We start from the raw sequence: 15,632 nt of genomic DNA, 5'->3' as shown, positions 1-15,632 counted from the left end.
TTCGAGCCGTGGCGCCACGTGTGTTTCGCATCCTGACCTGCGGGTCGCAATGCGGGTGGTGTCGCCGTTGCAGGGCCTCAGTTGCCCGTGCTAGGCGGCTGTGTGGGCAACGCCACAAAGCTGGCCGCGTTTGCTGGAGTGCATTCTGAAGACACCACCAGACGGCGACCCTCTCGCCAAGTCGTGACTGTCAAACCTTCCACGCTACCGCGACCTGCGCCACCAGCTTTATCGATGGCCATGATCTGGCCCATGCACATGCGTCGGCTGTCCACGCATTGATTGAGCACGGCGTCAAACAGGCCCTTCTCTACCGTGGCATATCGGCTCACGGGCACGCGGGCTGAGGGCTTTTCCAGTTCCAGGTACTTGCTGCGGTCCAAGGTCTGACCTTCGGCTTGGTTGCGCTGCACCCATTTTTGGAACTCAGCGTCAGACAGTCCGTGGAACTTGAAGCGCATGTGCGAGAAGCCGTCACCGCTGAAGTTGGCGGAGAAGCCCTCGTAAACGCCAGGCTCATTGATCACGGCATTGAGCTCGGTTTGCATGCCCGGCATGGCGTAAATCATCCCAGCCAGGGCTGGCACATAGAACGAGTTCATCACCGTTGAGGCCGTGATCTTGAACTGGATAGGCCGATCAACGGGAGCAGCCAGTTCGTTCACCGTCGCCACACCTTGCTCCGGATAGACGAACAGCCATTTCCAGTCCAGCGCCACCACCTCAACCACCAGCGGCTTGACGTCAGCAGCCAAGGGGCGACCCGGCTCAATGCGCTCCAGGGGGCGGTAGGGGTCCAGTTTGTGGGTACTGATCCAGGTCAGCGCGCCCAAAGCCAAAATAATCAGCAGTGGCGCACCCCAAATCACCAATTCCAAGCGTGTGGAATGGTCCCAATCGGGCAAGTAAGTGGCATTCTTGTTGCTCTGGCGATAGCGCCAAGCAAATAGCAAAGTGAGTGCAATCACCGGTACGATGATGATCAGCATCAGCAAGGTTGAAGCCACAATCAGCTTGGCTTGCTGTGCCGCAATGTCGCCCGACGGGTTCATCACGACGGTGTTGCAAGCACTGAGCATCATCGCCAGTGGCAGTGCCGCAGCCAGTCGAGCCCATCGGCTCCAGTGGCTTCGGTCTCTTAACGGAGTGGATTGGTGGGACATCGGGGTATTCCAGAGCCGCGGGAAAACGCCAGTTGCGCAGATTGCTGGAATGTAACTTGATTGACCCATGTCAACGATAGGACATTTTGTCCCAGGTAGGCACCATGAGCAGCACCAGCACCCTTGCCTCCCCTCTGACGTCCAAGGACTCAGCCCCTGACAACAGTCACTTGGCCCCCGGTGACATCGCCGTCGGGGTGGTGATTGGCCGAGCGTCGGAGTACTTCGACTTCTTCGTCTACGGCATCGCCTCAGTGCTGGTGTTCCCAGCGCTATTCTTCCCCGACCTCTCGAAGCTCAACGGCATTTTGTGGTCATTTGCCATCTTCTCGCTGGCCTTCATCGTGCGCCCCTTGGGGTCCTTGGCCAGCATGGAGCTGCAGCGTCACTTCGGGCGCTCGGTCAAACTCACCGTCGCGCTCATATTGTTGGGCAGCTCCACCGTCAGCATGGCCCTTCTGCCCAGCACCCAGGAGGTGGGCGCGTTGGCTGTGGTTTTGCTTGCCGCATGCCGCATCGGGCAAGGCCTCGCTCTGGGTGGCAGTTGGGACGGGCTGCCCTCGCTGCTGGCACTCAATGCCCCGGAGCATCGCCGCGGTTGGTACGCCATGTTGGGGCAACTCGGCGCCCCCATCGGCTTCCTGATCGCCTGCGCCTTGTTCGGCTACCTCTGGCGCGAGCTCAACGCGCAAGATTTCCTCGACTGGGGCTGGCGCTACCCCTTCTTTGCCGCTTTCGCACTCAACGTCGTGGCCTTGTTTGCCCGTCTGCGTCTGGTGGTGACACACGAATACGAGCGCGAACTCCAGGCCAATGAGCTGGAGCCCTGCGCAGTCACCGACCTGGTTCGCCAACAGGGTCATAACATCTTCATTGGCGCCTTTGCCGCCCTGGCCAGTTACGCACTTTTCCATCTTGTCACTGTCTTTCCGCTGTCCTGGATCAGCCTTTACTCAGAGCAAAGCGTGGGCCAATTTCTGGCCGTGCAGCTGGTTGGGGGGCTCTTGGCGGCTGCGGCCATGCCTGTCTCCGGCTGGCTGGCTGACCGAGTCGGGCGACGTTCCTTGCTAGGTTATCTGGCCGTGGCGATTGCCCTCTTTGCCTTGATCACGCCCAGCTTGCTGGGTGGCGGCACGGTGGGGCAAAACGCCTTCATCATGATTGGCTTTGTGCTCATGGGACTGTCATACGGGCAAGCTGCCGGGGCTGTCACCAGCAATTTTCTGCCCCACTTCCGCTACAGTGGTGCGGCGCTAACGGCTGATTTGGCCTGGCTCATCGGCGCCGCCTTCGCCCCCCTTGTGGCGCTGGGTTTGTCCTCGCACTTCGGGCTTTGGGCGGTCAGCGCCTACCTGCTGTCGGGCTGCGCATGCACCCTGCTGGCGCTACGTGCCAACCGTCAACTCACCGGACAGCGCTGATGCTGCCAAAGGGGCATTCTTGCTTCAGAACCTTTCTTGCACACGCCACATGCCCCAATCGCTGCCACGAACCGCCGCCCTCCTTTGCCTGACGCTGGGGGGAGGCCTCCATGCTCAAGCGGGCAACTTCGATGTTCTCAAACCCTTCCCGGCCGCAGAACCAGGCATGCGCCGTGTTGTGATCGAAATGCCGGAATTGCCCGACCAGCGCGACAGACGCGTGGAAGTTGTCATCGGCCAAACTCTGGAGGCCGACTGCAACAAGCAGCACATGAGCGCCAAGGTCGAGCGGCGTGTGCTTCAAGGCTGGGGCTTTGACTACTACGTGGTGCAGGAACTCTCCGCCCCTGCATCGACCCAAATGGGCTGCCCCGAGAACCAAAAAGCCCGGCGCGAGTTCGTCTCCGCTGCGCCCGAGCTTCTGCGCGCCTTGCGCTACAACCCTCGCCTGCCCCTGGTGCTCTACGTGCCCGACAATAGCGAAGTTCGTTATCGCATCTGGGCGCCTGGCGCCTTCTCTACAGCAACTGCACGCTGAGTGCCGGCACCACGGTGCCAAACTATCAGCAACAGGATTTGCCTGAGCAACGCTGAGAGAACAGCGAAGTATCCGCACACACAAGAGCGGCAGCTGCTGGCATGCTCACAAGCGCGGATCTCCGCTTCAGATTCCATCTTTGACACCCACCTGAGCACCATCACACCGATGAAATCGATCACGCTGATGCTGATTGGCGCCGTCTTGAGCGCCAACCTGATCTCCACAGATGCCTATGCAAAACGCCTGGGCAGCGGTGGCATGAAACGCTCGACCCCTACCCAGCAAAGCACCCAGCCGCACACGCCAGCGCAAGCGCCAACCCAACAAGGTGCTCCCGCACAGCAAGCCGCCCCGGTGAACGCTGGCACGGCCGCCGCTGGCGCTGCTGCAGCACCCAAACGCTCATGGATGGGTCCCATTGCAGGGCTCGCCGCAGGTCTGGGCTTGGCCGCGCTGGCCAGCCACTTTGGTTTCGGTGAGGAACTCGCCAGCTTCATGATGATGATGCTTCTGGGCGTGGTGCTGATGACTGTTATCGGCTACTTCCTCAAGCGCCGTGCCGCCAACCAAGCCGGCCAGGCCAAAGCCCCGCAGGCCATGGGCATGCAATGGGCCACCGCAGGCGCCCCCGCCTCCCTGCCAAGCCAGCCGGCAGCCGACCCCTTCAAGGCACCGGCGACGTTTACCGCTGCACAGCCGCACAGCGCACCCGCCAGCACTGGTGCCGCGCCCGCAGGCTTTGACGTCCAAGGGTTTGTGCAAGTCGCCAAGCGTGTGTTCATTCGCATGCAGGCCGCTAACGATGCGGGCGACCAGGCTGACCTGCGCCGCTTCACCACGCCCGAGATGTACGCCGTCATTCAGCAAGAGCTGCTCGAGCGCAAGGGTCCGCAACAGACCGATGTGGTTCAGCTCGACGCCCAGGTGATTGAGGTCACCGAAGAAGCTGGGCAAAACATCGTCAGCGTGCGTTTCAGCGGCCTGATCCGGGAACAGCAAAATGCCACCGCAGAGCGTTTCGACGAAGTTTGGCACCTGACCCGCCCGGTGGACGGCAGCCGGGAATGGGCCATTGCCGGCATTCAAGCCAGCGTTTGATTGGCACGGGTTTGGGGGGTATTTGCCTCAACCGAGGCATTAGCACTCCCCAAGCAAGAGTGCTAATATCACTTGGCACAGAACCTTGTGTTCTGGACGGCGCATCTCAAGGAGCTTGATCTGCCATGTCCCAAAGCCTTGCACTGCGTGACCCTTGGTCCATGGTGCCCTCGCTGGGCAATTTGGACGCTTACATCTCTGCGGTCAATCGCCTGCCCTTGCTCAGTGCAGACGAGGAGCAGGAGTTTGCCTCGCGGCTGCGCGAGCATGGCGATCTGCAAGCTGCCAGCCGCTTGGTGATGTCTCACCTGCGCTTGGTCGTCTCGATCTCGCGCCAATACCTGGGTTACGGCTTGCCTCAAGGCGACTTGATCCAGGAAGGCAATGTCGGGCTCATGAAGGCCGTCAAGCGCTTTGACCCATCTCAGGGCGTGCGTTTGGTGTCCTACGCCATGCACTGGATCAAAGCCGAGATCCACGAGTACATCCTGAAGAACTGGCGCATGGTCAAGGTGGCCACCACCAAGGCCCAGCGCAAGCTGTTCTTCAACCTGCGCTCCCTCAAGCACGGCATGAAGGAAGACGCGCCGGACGACCAAAGCCACCGCAACAGCATGTCTGTTGCGGAGTTGGATCGCGTGGCACAGCAGCTGCAGGTGCGGCGCGAAGACGTGTTGGAGATGGAAACCAGGCTGGCTGGCGGCGACGTTGCCCTGGAGGCTCAGACCGACGATGACGGCGAGAGCTTTGCGCCCATCGCCTACCTGAGCGATGAATCGTCCGAACCGACTCGCGTGCTGGAAAGCCGCTCGCGCGACATGCTGGCTACCGAGGGCCTGAAAACTGCCCTGGCGGCGCTGGACGAGCGCAGCCGCCGCATCGTTGAAGAGCGTTGGCTCAAGGTCAATGACGATGCCAGCGGTGGCATGACGCTGCACGAGCTGGCTGCCGAGTACGGCGTCAGCGCAGAGCGCATTCGCCAAATCGAAGTCGCAGCGATGAAGAAAATGCGCAAGGCCCTGGCCCAAGCCTGAGCTTGGGCGCAAGTTCAGCGCGCTTCGTTCAGCAAGGCTTTGATGTCAGATGCCAAAGCCTGGGCGCCTGAGCCATAGCGGGAAAACACGCGCACTCGCCCCAGCGGGTCAAAGATGAAGCTCGCCGCCGTGTGGTCCATGGTGTAAGTGCCTGACGAGCTGCCGGGCACCTTGGCATAGAACACCTTGAACTCTTTGGCCACGTCGCGCGTTTGCTCAGGCGTGCCTCTGAGTGCCACAAAGCTTGGATCAAAGCCCTGCACATAGGGCTTGAGCAGTTCGGGTGTGTCACGCTCCGGGTCCACCGTGATGAACACCCCCTGCACCCGGTCGCCATCGGCGCCCAAGTCTTTCTTCACCTGTGCCAGCTCCACCAGGGTGGTGGGGCAAACATCCGGGCATTGAGTGAAGCCGAAAAACACCACCACCACTTTGCCTTTGAAGTCGGCCAAGCTGCGCACGCGGCCATCTTGGTCGGTCAAACTGAAGCTGCGGGCATAGGGCGCGCCAGTGAGGTCGACGCCCTCAAACTTCAAGCTGGGCGCAGCCTCTTCGCGCGAACAGCCATAGAGTGAGGCCAAGGCCGGCGCCAACATCAAAAACAAACGGCGTTTCATGGTGTGCTCAAGTCCAGTAGGGCTTCAGGTAGTGATCCAGCAAGAGCGCCGCAAACAACAGCGACAAATGCCAGATGGAAAAACGAAAGATGGAGCGCGCCAGCTCGTCTGAGTACTGACGCCACAGGCGCCACGCCAGCTGACAAAACCGCAAGCCCAGCACCAGTGCAGCCACCAGGTAGAGCACCCCGCTCATGCCCGTCAGAAATGGCAGCAGCGTGGCCGCCAGCAGCACCCAGGTGTAGAGCAGCACTTGCAGGCGCGTGTATTCATTGCCGTGGGTGACGGGCAGCATGGGCAAGCCAGCCTTCGCGTACTCCTGGGCCCGATAGAGCGCCAGCGCCCAAAAGTGCGGTGGCGTCCAGAGAAAAATAATCAGGCACATCAACCAGGCTTCGTAGCCCACCTCGGCCCGCACCGCCGCCCAACCCAGCACCGGCGGCATGGCGCCCGATGCTCCGCCAATGACGATGTTCTGAGGCGTGAGCGGCTTGAGCAGCACGGTGTAGACCACCGCATAGCCGACAAAGGTCGCGAGGGTCAGCCACATCGTCAATGCGTTGACCTCGAAATACAGCAATGCCATGCCCAGGCTGCACAGCACAGCCGAGAAGACCAATGCTTGCAAGCGGCTCAGTTCACCTTTGGCCGTGGCGCGCCAAGCGGTGCGCTTCATCTTGGCGTCAATGTGCTGCTCGACCAAACAGTTGAAAGCTGCGGCGGCTGCCGCCACCAGCCAGATGCCTGCAGAGCCCGCCAACATCTGGCGCCACTGCTGGGTCGTCGGCCAACCCGGTACGGCCAAAGCCATGCCAATGACGGCACAAAACACGATGAGCTGTACAACACGGGGCTTCGTGAGCTGGTAGTACTGCGACCATCGACTGGCCGGCACTGGTTTCGAAGCAAGAGAGCTCATGTATGCAAAGTTCTATTCGTTGAAGTCTGGGTAGAAGCGTTCAGTGCACTTGTGTTGGCCCTGCGACCTTGCCGCAGGCGCGCCAGCAATACCGCCAGCAGCGTGAGCAGGGCCGCCGCACCCGCCGTGTGAGCCAAGGCAGCCAGCAAGGGCCAGCCCAGCACCACGTTGGACAAGCCCGACACCACCTGCCAAAGCACCACCCCCAGCAAACACCAAGACCAGCGCCGTCCTTGCGCACCACCCCATCGGCGCAGGGCCCAAACCACACCCAACAACACCAGCACCACCAACAGCGCACCAAGCCGATGAGTCACATGGATGGCTGTGAGTGCAGCAAACGGTAGCCATCCACCATCACGGCCCGCACCCAACTCCCGCCACAGGGTGAAGCCATGTGCAAAGTCCATCTCAGGCCACCATTGTCCCTGACAGCTAGGGAAATCCCTGCACGCCAGCACGGCATAGTTGGTACTGACCCAGCCGCCCAGTGCGGCCTGCAGCACGCACAGCGCAAACAGCACGGCCACAGCCTTGCTCAGCACGGCGGCGCCCTCGCGCATGGGCTGCGGTCGATAGGCCTGCCATTGCCATGCCAACAACACCAGCAGCCCCAAGCCCCCCATCAAATGCAGCGTGACGATGGCTGGAAAGAGCTTCATGGTCACCGTCAGCGCGCCAAAAAGCCCCTGTGCCAAAACCCACACCAGCGTCACACTGGCCCACCACGGCGACACCTGCAGGCCCACATGGCGCCGCCAACGCCAACTCAGCACAGCCATCACCAAAATCAAAAAACCCACGGCACTGGCCAAGTAGCGGTGGATCATTTCCACCCAGGCCTTGCCATGTGTCACAGGCCCCGTCGGCATGGCCGACTGGGCAGCGTGAATTTCATCGCGCGCACCAAGCGGCGACGCACTGCCATAGCAGCCCGGCCAATCGGGGCAGCCCAAGCCTGAGTCAGTCAAGCGGGTAAAGGCCCCAAAAACAACCAAATCAAAGGTCAGAAACAAGGTCAGAAGTGCCAAGGCGCGCAGGCGCAAAACAGGCGTGTTGTGCCGCTGCCTCCGCACCCACCACAGCAAGGGCAGACCGCCCAGCACAGCGCCCAATGCAAGCAGCTCAAGCAATGGAGCCAGATCAAATCCCGTCATCGATATACCCTTAGCGACCCGGCCTGTCCCAGCCTGCGTTGGCTTTGATGAGGCGGTCCAAGTCTTTCTTGATCTTCATAGGGTCAGCATCCACAGGAGCGCGCCACATCCAGCGCCCCAGGGGGTCGACCAGGTAGAGGTGGTCTGCAAGCGCGCGACCCGCGTCTGGCGCCAGCCATTGCTGCAGCGCCTCAGCGGGAATGCGCAGCACGGTGGGCGGCAGGCCCTGCGACAGCGCCTGCGTCAGCTCGGGGCGAATCGCCACGGCGTCCGAGACGATCCAAACCTTGTCCAGCTTTTCACGCTCCTTGCCCAGCATGTCGCGCAGCTGGCGCTGCATGAACAGCTGGCGTTCGCACTGCTCAGGACACGCACCGCCGCTGACCACGACCAGCAACCACTGGCCTTTCAAAGATTCTGGCTTGAGGGCCTGACCTTGCCCGTTGTGAATAGGGAGCTGCTGCGGTATTTCCCGCGTGGGCTGAATCAAGGTGCCGTATGCCGAACCCCTGACCTCAAACACATAAAACGCCATGTAGGAAGCCACCACCGGTGCCAAGCACACCAGCACCACCAGCCACAGTTGCAAAAGCGAACGACGCGGTACCGATGCGGCATCAGGGAGGCTATGCACCGTCATGGACAAAGGCTCAGACACGGCGCCGGGGAAGGATGATTTGGAACCAGACATAGAGACCCGCAATCAGTGCGCAAAGCGCGAACCATTGAAATGCATAGCCGTAGTGTTTGTGAACATCAACAGCCGGCGCTGGCAAATCCCTGCGCAAGGGGTCGGTACCCTCAGTTTGCAGCAGCACCAAAGGCGCTAGCTTCAAGCCTGACTCCAAAGCGTAAGCAGGCAAGTCGAGATTCTGCCGGATCAAACCTTCCGACTTAACGCCCTGAAAGTCCATCAAACGCGAAGGTGCCGCCGCCAAGCGCCCCACCACTTTTTGTTCGCCTGCGGGCGCACGCAGATCGGGCAGCGCCTGGCGATCTTGCAGCTGACGCGGCACCCAGCCGCGCTGAACCAAGACGCCATGCGACTGTCCCGTCAGCTGCAGGGGCGTCAGCACAAAAAAGCCCGCCTGGCCATTCATGGAACGGTTTTCCAGCACCACCGTTTTGTCGTTCAGCCACTGGCCCTCAAGCACGGCACGCCGATGCAGAACACCCACCCCACCGCCTAAAACTTGCGCACTCGTGAGCACCGGCGCCTCTCGCTGCTGCGCCATCGCAGCCTCAAGCGAGCGCTTGAAAGCCGCACGCTGCAGTTGCCACACACCCAGGGCTCCGGTCAACAAAGCGCCCAGCAGCGCAGCGACGAAGATCAATGTTTTAGAGCGCATGTGAAAGGGCAGTGGAATAATCGGCGCCCATGAAACTGCTCATCGTGTTGGCCTTGATCGGGGTGCTTGTTGCCTTTACCGGCGCAGGGTACTTCATGCTCAAACGCGGTGCAGACCGCGGCCAAATGGCCCGGGCGCTGGCGTGGCGAGTCGGCTTGTCGATTGGTTTGTTTGTATTCATCCTGCTGGCCTACGCACTTGGCTGGATTGAGCCCCGCACCCTCGCCAGCTGACACCGCTCAACAAGCGCTCCTACAAAAAAATACGCCGCTTGACGCGGCGTCTCCAGGGTTGGGCTCCGGACAAGAGCCCAAGCATCCCCGCCCTACATCCAGTAGACAACGATGTAGAGGCCCAGCCAGACCACATCCACAAAGTGCCAGTACCAAGCTGCACCTTCGAAACCGAAGTGGCGCTCGGCCGTGAAATGGCCTTTTTGCAGGCGTAGCGTGATGAACAGCAGCATGAGCATGCCCACGAAAACGTGGAAGCCATGGAAGCCCGTCAGCATGAAGAAGGTTGAACCGAACACACCTGAGCTGAGCTTGAGGTTCAAGTCACGATACGCATGGCTGTACTCGTAGCCCTGCACGATGAGGAACACAATGCCCAGCAAAACCGTCACCCACATAAAGCGGATGGTCTTGGCCCGGTCGCCAGCAATCAGGGCGTGATGCGCCACCGTCAAAGTCACGCCCGAGGTCAGCAGCAAAGCGGTGTTGAGCGTAGGCAGGGGCCATGGGCCAATGGTGGAAAAGGGTTCAACCGTGCCAGCCGGGGAGGTCGTCGCGCCCGCAGCCACGCTGGGCCACAGGGCTTTGAAGTCCGGCCACAGCAGTTGATGCTCCAAGTCACCGAGCGTAGGCACCGAATGAACCCGTGCCCAATAGAGCGCGCCAAAAAAGGCCGCAAAGAACATGACTTCCGAGAAGATGAACCAGCCCATGCTCCAACGGTAAGAGGCATCGATACGGTCGCCGTACAAGCCCCCTTCGCTCTCACTGATGGCATCACCAAACCACTGCTTGAGCGTAAAAGCCCACCACAGCAAGCCGAACAGCAGCGAATACATGCCCCATTGCTGCCCGTTTACCCATTGCCCAGCACCCAGCACCACCCAGAACAGGCCAAATGCAGCCATGACTGGGTGACGCGATGGATGCGGCACATAGTAGTAGGGCGTCTTGTCGTGAGTGGTCACAGCCGACATGCCGGTTCTCCTAAATATTCAAACACTTCGCTTGAAATCACTCAGCCACCAGTGGCCACACCACTGGCAACAATCCACTGAACCAACAGCACCAACACCAGGACGAAGAGCACGGCGCCAAGAACGCCAGCGATGATCACGTGCACCGGGTTGAGCTGAGATACATCTTGGTCATAGCCGGACTTTTTTCGAACCCCGAAAAACGACCAAGCGACGGCTCTCAAAGTCCCCAAAAACGAGCCCTTGCGCGAGACCGCCTGACGCAAATCGCCGCCCTGCGGGGTTGGTTCGTCCTGCATCAAACACCTTTGCTGCCACCCAAAGCCAAGGGCTTTGCTTGCCCCTTGCCTGCCACCTCAAAGAAGGTGTAGGACAAGGTGATGGTCTTCACATCACGAGGAAGCTTGGGATCAATGACAAACACCACCGGCCACTGCTTGCGCTCACCGGGCGCGAGTGTGTATTCATTGAAGCAAAAGCATTCCAGCTTATTGAAATACGGCATCGCCTGCTTTGGCGCATAACTCGGGATGGCCTGAGCCGACATGGTTCGGTCTTGCGCGTTACGGAACTCGTACATCACCGTGGTCAGCGCCCCGGGGTGAACCACCATGTGATTCACAGCTGGCTTGAAATCCCAAGGGCCGCGGGCGTTGGCATCGAACTCAACCGTGACCGTTCGGCTCTGATCAACCTGGGTATTGCGCAGCTCGGCGACTTCCACGCGCTCGCCCTGACTCAGCACATTGATGCCCAAAGCAGCGCAGATCGCTCTGTACATCGGCACCAGGGCGTAGCCAAACCCAAACATCAGTACGGACACAAGCAGCAGCTTGACCACCATGGTCCGGTTCGCATGCAGCAATCCGCGGGACATCCAACTGCGCATGGCGTGTGTCTCAGCCCCGTCCGAGCAGAACAATCTTGGCCACAAAGCCCAGCCCGAAGACCAAAGCCGCACTGACCAAGATGAGCGCCAAACGGATGTTGGCTTTGCGCTGCTCAGGTGTTGCCATGGTCACATCCCCCCGGCGATATCAAGCCACGATTCGGGTTGCCGTCGCGTCAAGCTTGGGCGGTGTCTCGAAAGTGTGGAACGGCGCGGGCGAGGGCACTTCCCACTCCAAACCTTCAGCGCCATCCCAGGGCTTTTGCGGCGCCTTCTCGCCCTTGCCACGCAACAAAGGCAGGGCCACGGCGAAGAAGAAGTACACCTGCATCAGACCAAAGCCAAATGCGCCGATAGACGCCAGCTGATTGAAGTCAGCAAACTGCATCGGATAGTCGGCATAGCGACGAGGCATACCCGCCAACCCCAGGAAGTGCATGGGGAAGAAGGTGATGTTGAAGAAGATCAGCGAGCCCCAGAAGTGAATCTTGCCGCGGGTCTCAGAAATCAGCACCCCGGCCCATTTGGGGCCCCAGTAATAGACGCCTGCATACAAAGCGTACAGAGAGCCTGCCACCAACACATAGTGGAAATGCGCCACCACGTAATAGGTGTCTTGAATCTGGATATCGATGGGTGCCATGGCGCAAACCAAGCCAGTGAACCCACCCATGGTGAACACAAAGATAAAGCCGACGGCCCACAGCATGGGCGTCTCAAACGTCATGGACCCGCGCCACATGGTGGCCAGCCAGTTGAAGATCTTCACGCCCGTGGGCACGGCAATCAACATCGTGGCGTACATGAAGAAGAGCTGCCCAGTCACCGGCATGCCCGTGGCAAACATGTGGTGCGCCCAAACGATGAAAGACAAGATGGCGATAGAGGCCGTGGCGTAGACCATAGAGGCGTAGCCAAAGAGCTTCTTGCGCGCAAAAGCCGGCACGATTTGGCTCACGATGCCAAAGGCGGGCAAGATCATGATGTAGACCTCGGGGTGCCCGAAGAACCAGAAGATGTGCTGGTACATGATCGGGTCACCGCCGCCAGCGGGATTGAAGAAGCTCGTCCCGAAGTGGCGATCAGTCAGCGTCATGGTGATGGCACCCGCCAGCACAGGCATGACGGCAATCAGCAAGTAGGCGGTGATCAACCAAGTCCAGCAGAACATCGGCATCTTCATCAGCGTCATGCCAGGAGCGCGCATGTTCAGGATGGTGACGATGATGTTGATCGAGCCCATGATGGATGAGGCCCCCAGGATGTGCATGGCAAATATGCCCGCATCCATGGAAGGACCCATCTGCAGTGTCAGCGGGGCATACAAGGTCCAGCCTGCAGCCGGAGCACCGCCCGGCATGAAAAAGCTGGCCACCAACATGAGGGCTGCCGGGATCATCAGCCAGAAGCTGAAGTTGTTCATCCGGGCAAAGGCCATGTCCGAGGCGCCAATTTGCAGCGGGATCATCCAGTTCGCGAAACCCACAAAGGCCGGCATGATGGCGCCGAACACCATGATCAGGCCATGCATGGTGGTGAACTGATTGAACTGTTCGGGGTTGAAGAACTGCAAGCCCGGCTGGAACAGCTCGGCGCGGATGAACAGCGCCAACACCCCACCCACCATCAGCATGGTGAAGGCAAACAGCAGATACAGCGTGCCGATGTCTTTGTGGTTGGTGGCAAACACCCAGCGGCGCCACCCCGTGGGCGCGTGGTGGTGGTCGTCATGCGCATGGCCGTGAGCCTGGCCGTGGTGATCAAGCACTGCACTCATGTTGCTTCCTTAGATGACGTCCAGTATTTACTTGCGCGCTGCCACAACTTCGGCGGGCTGAACCAGCTGACCAGTCTTGTTGGACCAGCTGTTCTTGGTGTACGTGGCCACAGCGGCAATCTCGGTGTCGTTGAGCTGCTTCCAGGCCGGCATGCCATTGCGGCCATTCAGCAAAACCTGGATTTGGTCCATGTGCTTGTCAGACAAGACCACCGCAGAGCCATCCAGCGGCAGGATGGGGCCCGCACCTTTGCCGTCCTCGCGGTGGCACACAGCACAGTTGGCTTTGTAGACCTTTTCGCCACGTACGAGCAAGTCCTCAATTTTCCATTCCTTGCTCGGATCATCGGCCTTGGCGGCAAGCTTCTTCTTCTCACCCTCCACCCATGCGCTGTATTCGACAGCAGAGACCACTTTGACGTGGATGGGCATATAGGCATGCTCTTTGCCGCAGAGCTCGGCGCACTGGCCGTAAAAGTCGCCTTCTTTCTCAGCCTTGAACCAAGTGTCACGCACAAAGCCCGGGATGGCATCTTGCTTCACACCGAAGGCGGGGACCATCCAGGCATGGATCACATCGCTGGCGGTGGTGATGATGCGCACCTTTTTGTTGACCGGAACCACCAGGGGGTTGTCGACCTTCAACAGGTAGTTGTCCACCGCTTGCGGGTGACCCGAGTCAGACATGGCACGGTGGGTCGGGTCCAGCGAGGACAGCATGGCAATGCCCTCCCCTTCACCCTTGAGGTAGTCGTAGCCCCACTTCCACTGGTAGCCGGTGACTTTGATGGTCAGGTCCGCGTTGCTCGTGTCTTTCATCGCCACGACCACTTTGGTCGCTGGCAAAGCCATCAAGATCACAATCAAAAACGGCACCACGGTCCAGGCAATTTCGACCTTCACGCTCTCGTGAAAGTGGGCTGCTTGATGGCCGCGTGATTTGCGGTGTTTGAAGATGGAATAGAACATCACCCCGAACACCGCGACGAAGATGCCCAGGCAGATGTAGAGCATCATGTCGTGCAACCAGATCTGGTCGGCTGCGATTCGCGTTGCCGGCGGATGCAGATTGATCTGATTCACAGCCGGACCACCGGGCAGATCGTTGACCGCCTGCGCAGCCTGCGCGCACAGGCAAGCCCCCCAGCCAAGAGCAACTTGGCCGAGACGGCGCAAGTCCAAATACGCGCGCGTATTCAACATCGTCATGGTCGTCACATTTGCTCCAATTCGCTTGGGTCGCCCGACAGTGAGCCAAGCATGACTCATATCAACACTATCGCAACAGGCGTGCGATAGAAACCATCCTAGGGGGTGCAAAGAAGCTGCGCTATTCGCACCACCCCTGAGAAGAAAGCAGGTATTGCTCAAAACAACACATTGCGGGCATGCCGTGCCCGGCAACAGCCTCAGCGTGGCGTTGTGCGCCGCACCATAGACCGCATGTGCTCAAGCGAAACGGCGGTTTCAGCCGCCACTGTCAAACGGGGCTGGCCTTTGAAGGCGTGGCCATACACCACCTCGAGCGTCAGTGCCAAACGCCCATCGCCACCCCGAAGTTGCTCCAGCGCCTGAAGCACCATGTCGCGCCAGCGAGGTGTGCGCAAGCCAGCGGACCGAGCAGGGGCGGTATTTCCCCCCAGAGCACGGAGGTCTCGCAGCAAGCCTTCGGGGCGTGACCAGGTCAGACGTATCGCCTCCTGGTCCATGACAGGGTCTTCAAAGCCTGCACGCACCATGGCGTCACCCAAGTCGTGCATGTCCACCCAGTCCGGCGCGACGGCACCCCAGCCGCGCTCTTGCCAGAGTTGACGCAGCTCCTTGAAGCTGTCGGGACCGATGGTGGAGAACATCACAAAGCCACCCACGGCCACGGCCTCTTGCCACTGCTTCATGCGCTGGCCCTGAAGGGCGCACCAATGCAACTCCATGTTCGACCACAGCAGCTCGGCAGCCGGGCTGGCGGGGTTGCGCCAATGTGCCGTGCTGGCCCCACGCCAACGCGCCCACCAACCGGGCGCGAGGGGCAGCTCTGTCTGGGCTCTCAGGGCGGGCGAAGCCTCCCACCACCAGTGCTGGGCATCGGGGTAGGCCGCCAGCAGCTGAGCGTGCCCGCCACCCAGCGCCGGAGAACTGTTCAGCACATGCGCAGGAACGCGCTTGATGGCCTGCAAGCGCTCGGCCATGCGCGAGGCCACTTCCTCATGCAACCAAGGCACCACACGGCTTTGCAACAGACGCCTGCGCTGGTGCAGCGCGGCTTGCTCGTCCAGAGGCAATACATCGTGTGCCGCTACGACGGAGGGCTGCTGCCCCCCCTCGGAACTGGGCTGGGAAGGCTGATCCGTGTGCATGGTGCGGCAGTATATTGAGCCATGTTCCGATCAGCAGTCATGGGGGCATTGCGTCAGGCCCGCAGCACTTGGCCTGGGCTGTGCGGTGTGTGCGACCGCTGGT

Annotated in this window: 18 protein-coding genes; 5 read left to right on the top strand and 13 right to left on the bottom strand. The window is 60.4% G+C overall.

The window, feature by feature from the left end; genetic code table 11:
- Positions 1-77: 77 nt before the first annotated feature.
- Complete coding sequence (gene cyoA / locus ACG0Z6_RS01700) at positions 78-1,163, bottom strand: ubiquinol oxidase subunit II (protein WP_394458255.1); 1,086 nt, start codon at positions 1,161-1,163, stop codon at positions 78-80.
- Positions 1,164-1,267: 104 nt separating this feature from the next.
- Here cyoA and ACG0Z6_RS01695 point away from each other — a divergent pair, with 104 nt between their 5' ends.
- From ACG0Z6_RS01695 to rpoH, 4 genes are all read left to right on the top strand, one after another.
- Positions 1,268-2,584, top strand: a complete 1,317-nt coding sequence (locus ACG0Z6_RS01695) for an MFS transporter (protein ID WP_394458253.1) — start codon at positions 1,268-1,270, stop codon at positions 2,582-2,584.
- 49 nt (positions 2,585-2,633) lie between these two features.
- A complete protein-coding gene (locus ACG0Z6_RS01690; RefSeq protein ID WP_394458251.1) occupies positions 2,634-3,122 on the top strand; it encodes an ecotin family protein in 489 nt (162 codons plus the stop codon).
- 168 nt (positions 3,123-3,290) lie between these two features.
- Positions 3,291-4,223, top strand: a complete 933-nt coding sequence (locus ACG0Z6_RS01685; protein ID WP_394458249.1) for a Tim44 domain-containing protein — start codon at positions 3,291-3,293, stop codon at positions 4,221-4,223.
- Between the two features lie 125 nt (positions 4,224-4,348).
- On the top strand, positions 4,349-5,257 hold the full coding sequence (rpoH, locus tag ACG0Z6_RS01680; protein ID WP_394458247.1) for an RNA polymerase sigma factor RpoH: 909 nt from the start codon (positions 4,349-4,351) through the stop codon (positions 5,255-5,257).
- A 14-nt stretch (positions 5,258-5,271) separates the two neighbouring features.
- On the opposite strand, the gene ACG0Z6_RS01675 is transcribed toward rpoH, so the two are convergent.
- The 5 genes from ACG0Z6_RS01675 to ACG0Z6_RS01655 are packed head-to-tail and all read right to left on the bottom strand — an operon-like array spanning position 5,272 to position 9,299.
- Positions 5,272-5,874, bottom strand: a complete 603-nt coding sequence (locus tag ACG0Z6_RS01675) for an SCO family protein (RefSeq protein WP_394458245.1) — start codon at positions 5,872-5,874, stop codon at positions 5,272-5,274.
- 7 nt (positions 5,875-5,881) lie between these two features.
- Positions 5,882-6,793: a heme o synthase gene (cyoE, locus tag ACG0Z6_RS01670; protein ID WP_394458243.1), complete on the bottom strand. Its 912-nt coding sequence runs from the start codon at positions 6,791-6,793 to the stop codon at positions 5,882-5,884.
- Positions 6,790-7,950: a COX15/CtaA family protein gene (locus tag ACG0Z6_RS01665; RefSeq protein WP_394458241.1), complete on the bottom strand. Its 1,161-nt coding sequence runs from the start codon at positions 7,948-7,950 to the stop codon at positions 6,790-6,792. Before ACG0Z6_RS01665 ends, cyoE begins: the two co-directional genes overlap by 4 nt.
- 10 nt (positions 7,951-7,960) lie before the next feature.
- A complete protein-coding gene (locus tag ACG0Z6_RS01660) occupies positions 7,961-8,590 on the bottom strand; it encodes an SCO family protein (protein ID WP_394458239.1) in 630 nt (209 codons plus the stop codon).
- Positions 8,591-8,600: 10 nt separating this feature from the next.
- The gene (locus tag ACG0Z6_RS01655) at positions 8,601-9,299 is read right to left on the bottom strand and encodes an SURF1 family protein (protein WP_394458237.1); all 699 of its coding nucleotides are present in this window, start codon (positions 9,297-9,299) and stop codon (positions 8,601-8,603) included.
- Between the two features lie 29 nt (positions 9,300-9,328).
- Between ACG0Z6_RS01655 and ACG0Z6_RS01650 the strand changes: the two genes are divergently transcribed.
- Positions 9,329-9,532: a DUF2909 domain-containing protein gene (locus ACG0Z6_RS01650; RefSeq protein WP_394458235.1), complete on the top strand. Its 204-nt coding sequence runs from the start codon at positions 9,329-9,331 to the stop codon at positions 9,530-9,532.
- Positions 9,533-9,624: 92 nt separating this feature from the next.
- Here ACG0Z6_RS01650 and ACG0Z6_RS01645 read toward each other — a convergent pair whose 3' ends face one another.
- The 7 genes from ACG0Z6_RS01645 to ACG0Z6_RS01615 all read right to left on the bottom strand — a co-directional run bounded on the left by ACG0Z6_RS01645 (position 9,625) and on the right by ACG0Z6_RS01615 (position 15,529).
- Positions 9,625-10,509 (bottom strand): cytochrome c oxidase subunit 3, encoded by an 885-nt coding sequence (locus ACG0Z6_RS01645; protein WP_394458233.1) that lies wholly within the window; start codon positions 10,507-10,509, stop codon positions 9,625-9,627.
- Between the two features lie 41 nt (positions 10,510-10,550).
- Complete coding sequence (locus ACG0Z6_RS01640) at positions 10,551-10,808, bottom strand: DUF2970 domain-containing protein (RefSeq protein ID WP_394458797.1); 258 nt, start codon at positions 10,806-10,808, stop codon at positions 10,551-10,553.
- Positions 10,808-11,398: a cytochrome c oxidase assembly protein gene (locus tag ACG0Z6_RS01635; RefSeq protein ID WP_394458231.1), complete on the bottom strand. Its 591-nt coding sequence runs from the start codon at positions 11,396-11,398 to the stop codon at positions 10,808-10,810. Before ACG0Z6_RS01635 ends, ACG0Z6_RS01640 begins: the two co-directional genes overlap by 1 nt.
- A 10-nt stretch (positions 11,399-11,408) precedes the next feature.
- Positions 11,409-11,525 carry a cytochrome oxidase small assembly protein gene (locus ACG0Z6_RS01630; RefSeq protein ID WP_394458229.1) on the bottom strand — a complete coding sequence of 39 codons (117 nt, stop codon included), beginning with the start codon at positions 11,523-11,525 and terminating at the stop codon, positions 11,409-11,411.
- A gap of 21 nt (positions 11,526-11,546) precedes the next feature.
- Positions 11,547-13,175 carry a cytochrome c oxidase subunit I gene (gene ctaD / locus ACG0Z6_RS01625; RefSeq protein ID WP_394458227.1) on the bottom strand — a complete coding sequence of 543 codons (1,629 nt, stop codon included), beginning with the start codon at positions 13,173-13,175 and terminating at the stop codon, positions 11,547-11,549.
- Between the two features lie 27 nt (positions 13,176-13,202).
- Positions 13,203-14,384 (bottom strand): cytochrome c oxidase subunit II, encoded by a 1,182-nt coding sequence (coxB, locus tag ACG0Z6_RS01620; protein ID WP_394458225.1) that lies wholly within the window; start codon positions 14,382-14,384, stop codon positions 13,203-13,205.
- Positions 14,385-14,584: 200 nt separating this feature from the next.
- Positions 14,585-15,529 (bottom strand): biotin synthase, encoded by a 945-nt coding sequence (locus ACG0Z6_RS01615; RefSeq protein WP_394458223.1) that lies wholly within the window; start codon positions 15,527-15,529, stop codon positions 14,585-14,587.
- Between the last annotated feature and the right edge of the window lie 103 nt (positions 15,530-15,632).

The organism is Roseateles rivi (genome assembly GCF_043555845.1).
Classification (GTDB): domain Bacteria; phylum Pseudomonadota; class Gammaproteobacteria; order Burkholderiales; family Burkholderiaceae_C; genus Roseateles; species Roseateles rivi.
The sequence above is the reverse complement of the archived record's forward strand: the minus strand, read 5'-3'. Positions and strand labels throughout refer to the sequence as shown.

Coding starts and splice junctions, on each gene's coding strand:
- ACG0Z6_RS01630 (WP_394458229.1), bottom strand. CDS start 11,525: ATGGCAACACCTGAGCAGCGCAAAGCCAACATCCGTTTGGCGCTCATC.
- ACG0Z6_RS01640 (WP_394458797.1), bottom strand. CDS start 10,808: ATGCAGGACGAACCAACCCCGCAGGGCGGCGATTTGCGTCAGGCGGTC.
- rpoH (WP_394458247.1), top strand. CDS start 4,349: ATGTCCCAAAGCCTTGCACTGCGTGACCCTTGGTCCATGGTGCCCTCG.
- ACG0Z6_RS01690 (WP_394458251.1), top strand. CDS start 2,634: ATGCCCCAATCGCTGCCACGAACCGCCGCCCTCCTTTGCCTGACGCTG.
- ACG0Z6_RS01675 (WP_394458245.1), bottom strand. CDS start 5,874: ATGAAACGCCGTTTGTTTTTGATGTTGGCGCCGGCCTTGGCCTCACTC.
- ACG0Z6_RS01665 (WP_394458241.1), bottom strand. CDS start 7,950: ATGACGGGATTTGATCTGGCTCCATTGCTTGAGCTGCTTGCATTGGGC.
- ACG0Z6_RS01655 (WP_394458237.1), bottom strand. CDS start 9,299: ATGCGCTCTAAAACATTGATCTTCGTCGCTGCGCTGCTGGGCGCTTTG.
- cyoE (WP_394458243.1), bottom strand. CDS start 6,793: ATGAGCTCTCTTGCTTCGAAACCAGTGCCGGCCAGTCGATGGTCGCAG.
- ACG0Z6_RS01645 (WP_394458233.1), bottom strand. CDS start 10,509: ATGTCGGCTGTGACCACTCACGACAAGACGCCCTACTACTATGTGCCG.
- ACG0Z6_RS01660 (WP_394458239.1), bottom strand. CDS start 8,590: ATGACGGTGCATAGCCTCCCTGATGCCGCATCGGTACCGCGTCGTTCG.
- cyoA (WP_394458255.1), bottom strand. CDS start 1,163: ATGTCCCACCAATCCACTCCGTTAAGAGACCGAAGCCACTGGAGCCGA.
- ACG0Z6_RS01650 (WP_394458235.1), top strand. CDS start 9,329: ATGAAACTGCTCATCGTGTTGGCCTTGATCGGGGTGCTTGTTGCCTTT.
- ACG0Z6_RS01615 (WP_394458223.1), bottom strand. CDS start 15,529: ATGCACACGGATCAGCCTTCCCAGCCCAGTTCCGAGGGGGGGCAGCAG.
- ACG0Z6_RS01635 (WP_394458231.1), bottom strand. CDS start 11,398: ATGCGCAGTTGGATGTCCCGCGGATTGCTGCATGCGAACCGGACCATG.
- ACG0Z6_RS01695 (WP_394458253.1), top strand. CDS start 1,268: ATGAGCAGCACCAGCACCCTTGCCTCCCCTCTGACGTCCAAGGACTCA.
- ACG0Z6_RS01685 (WP_394458249.1), top strand. CDS start 3,291: ATGAAATCGATCACGCTGATGCTGATTGGCGCCGTCTTGAGCGCCAAC.
- coxB (WP_394458225.1), bottom strand. CDS start 14,384: ATGACGATGTTGAATACGCGCGCGTATTTGGACTTGCGCCGTCTCGGC.
- ctaD (WP_394458227.1), bottom strand. CDS start 13,175: ATGAGTGCAGTGCTTGATCACCACGGCCAGGCTCACGGCCATGCGCAT.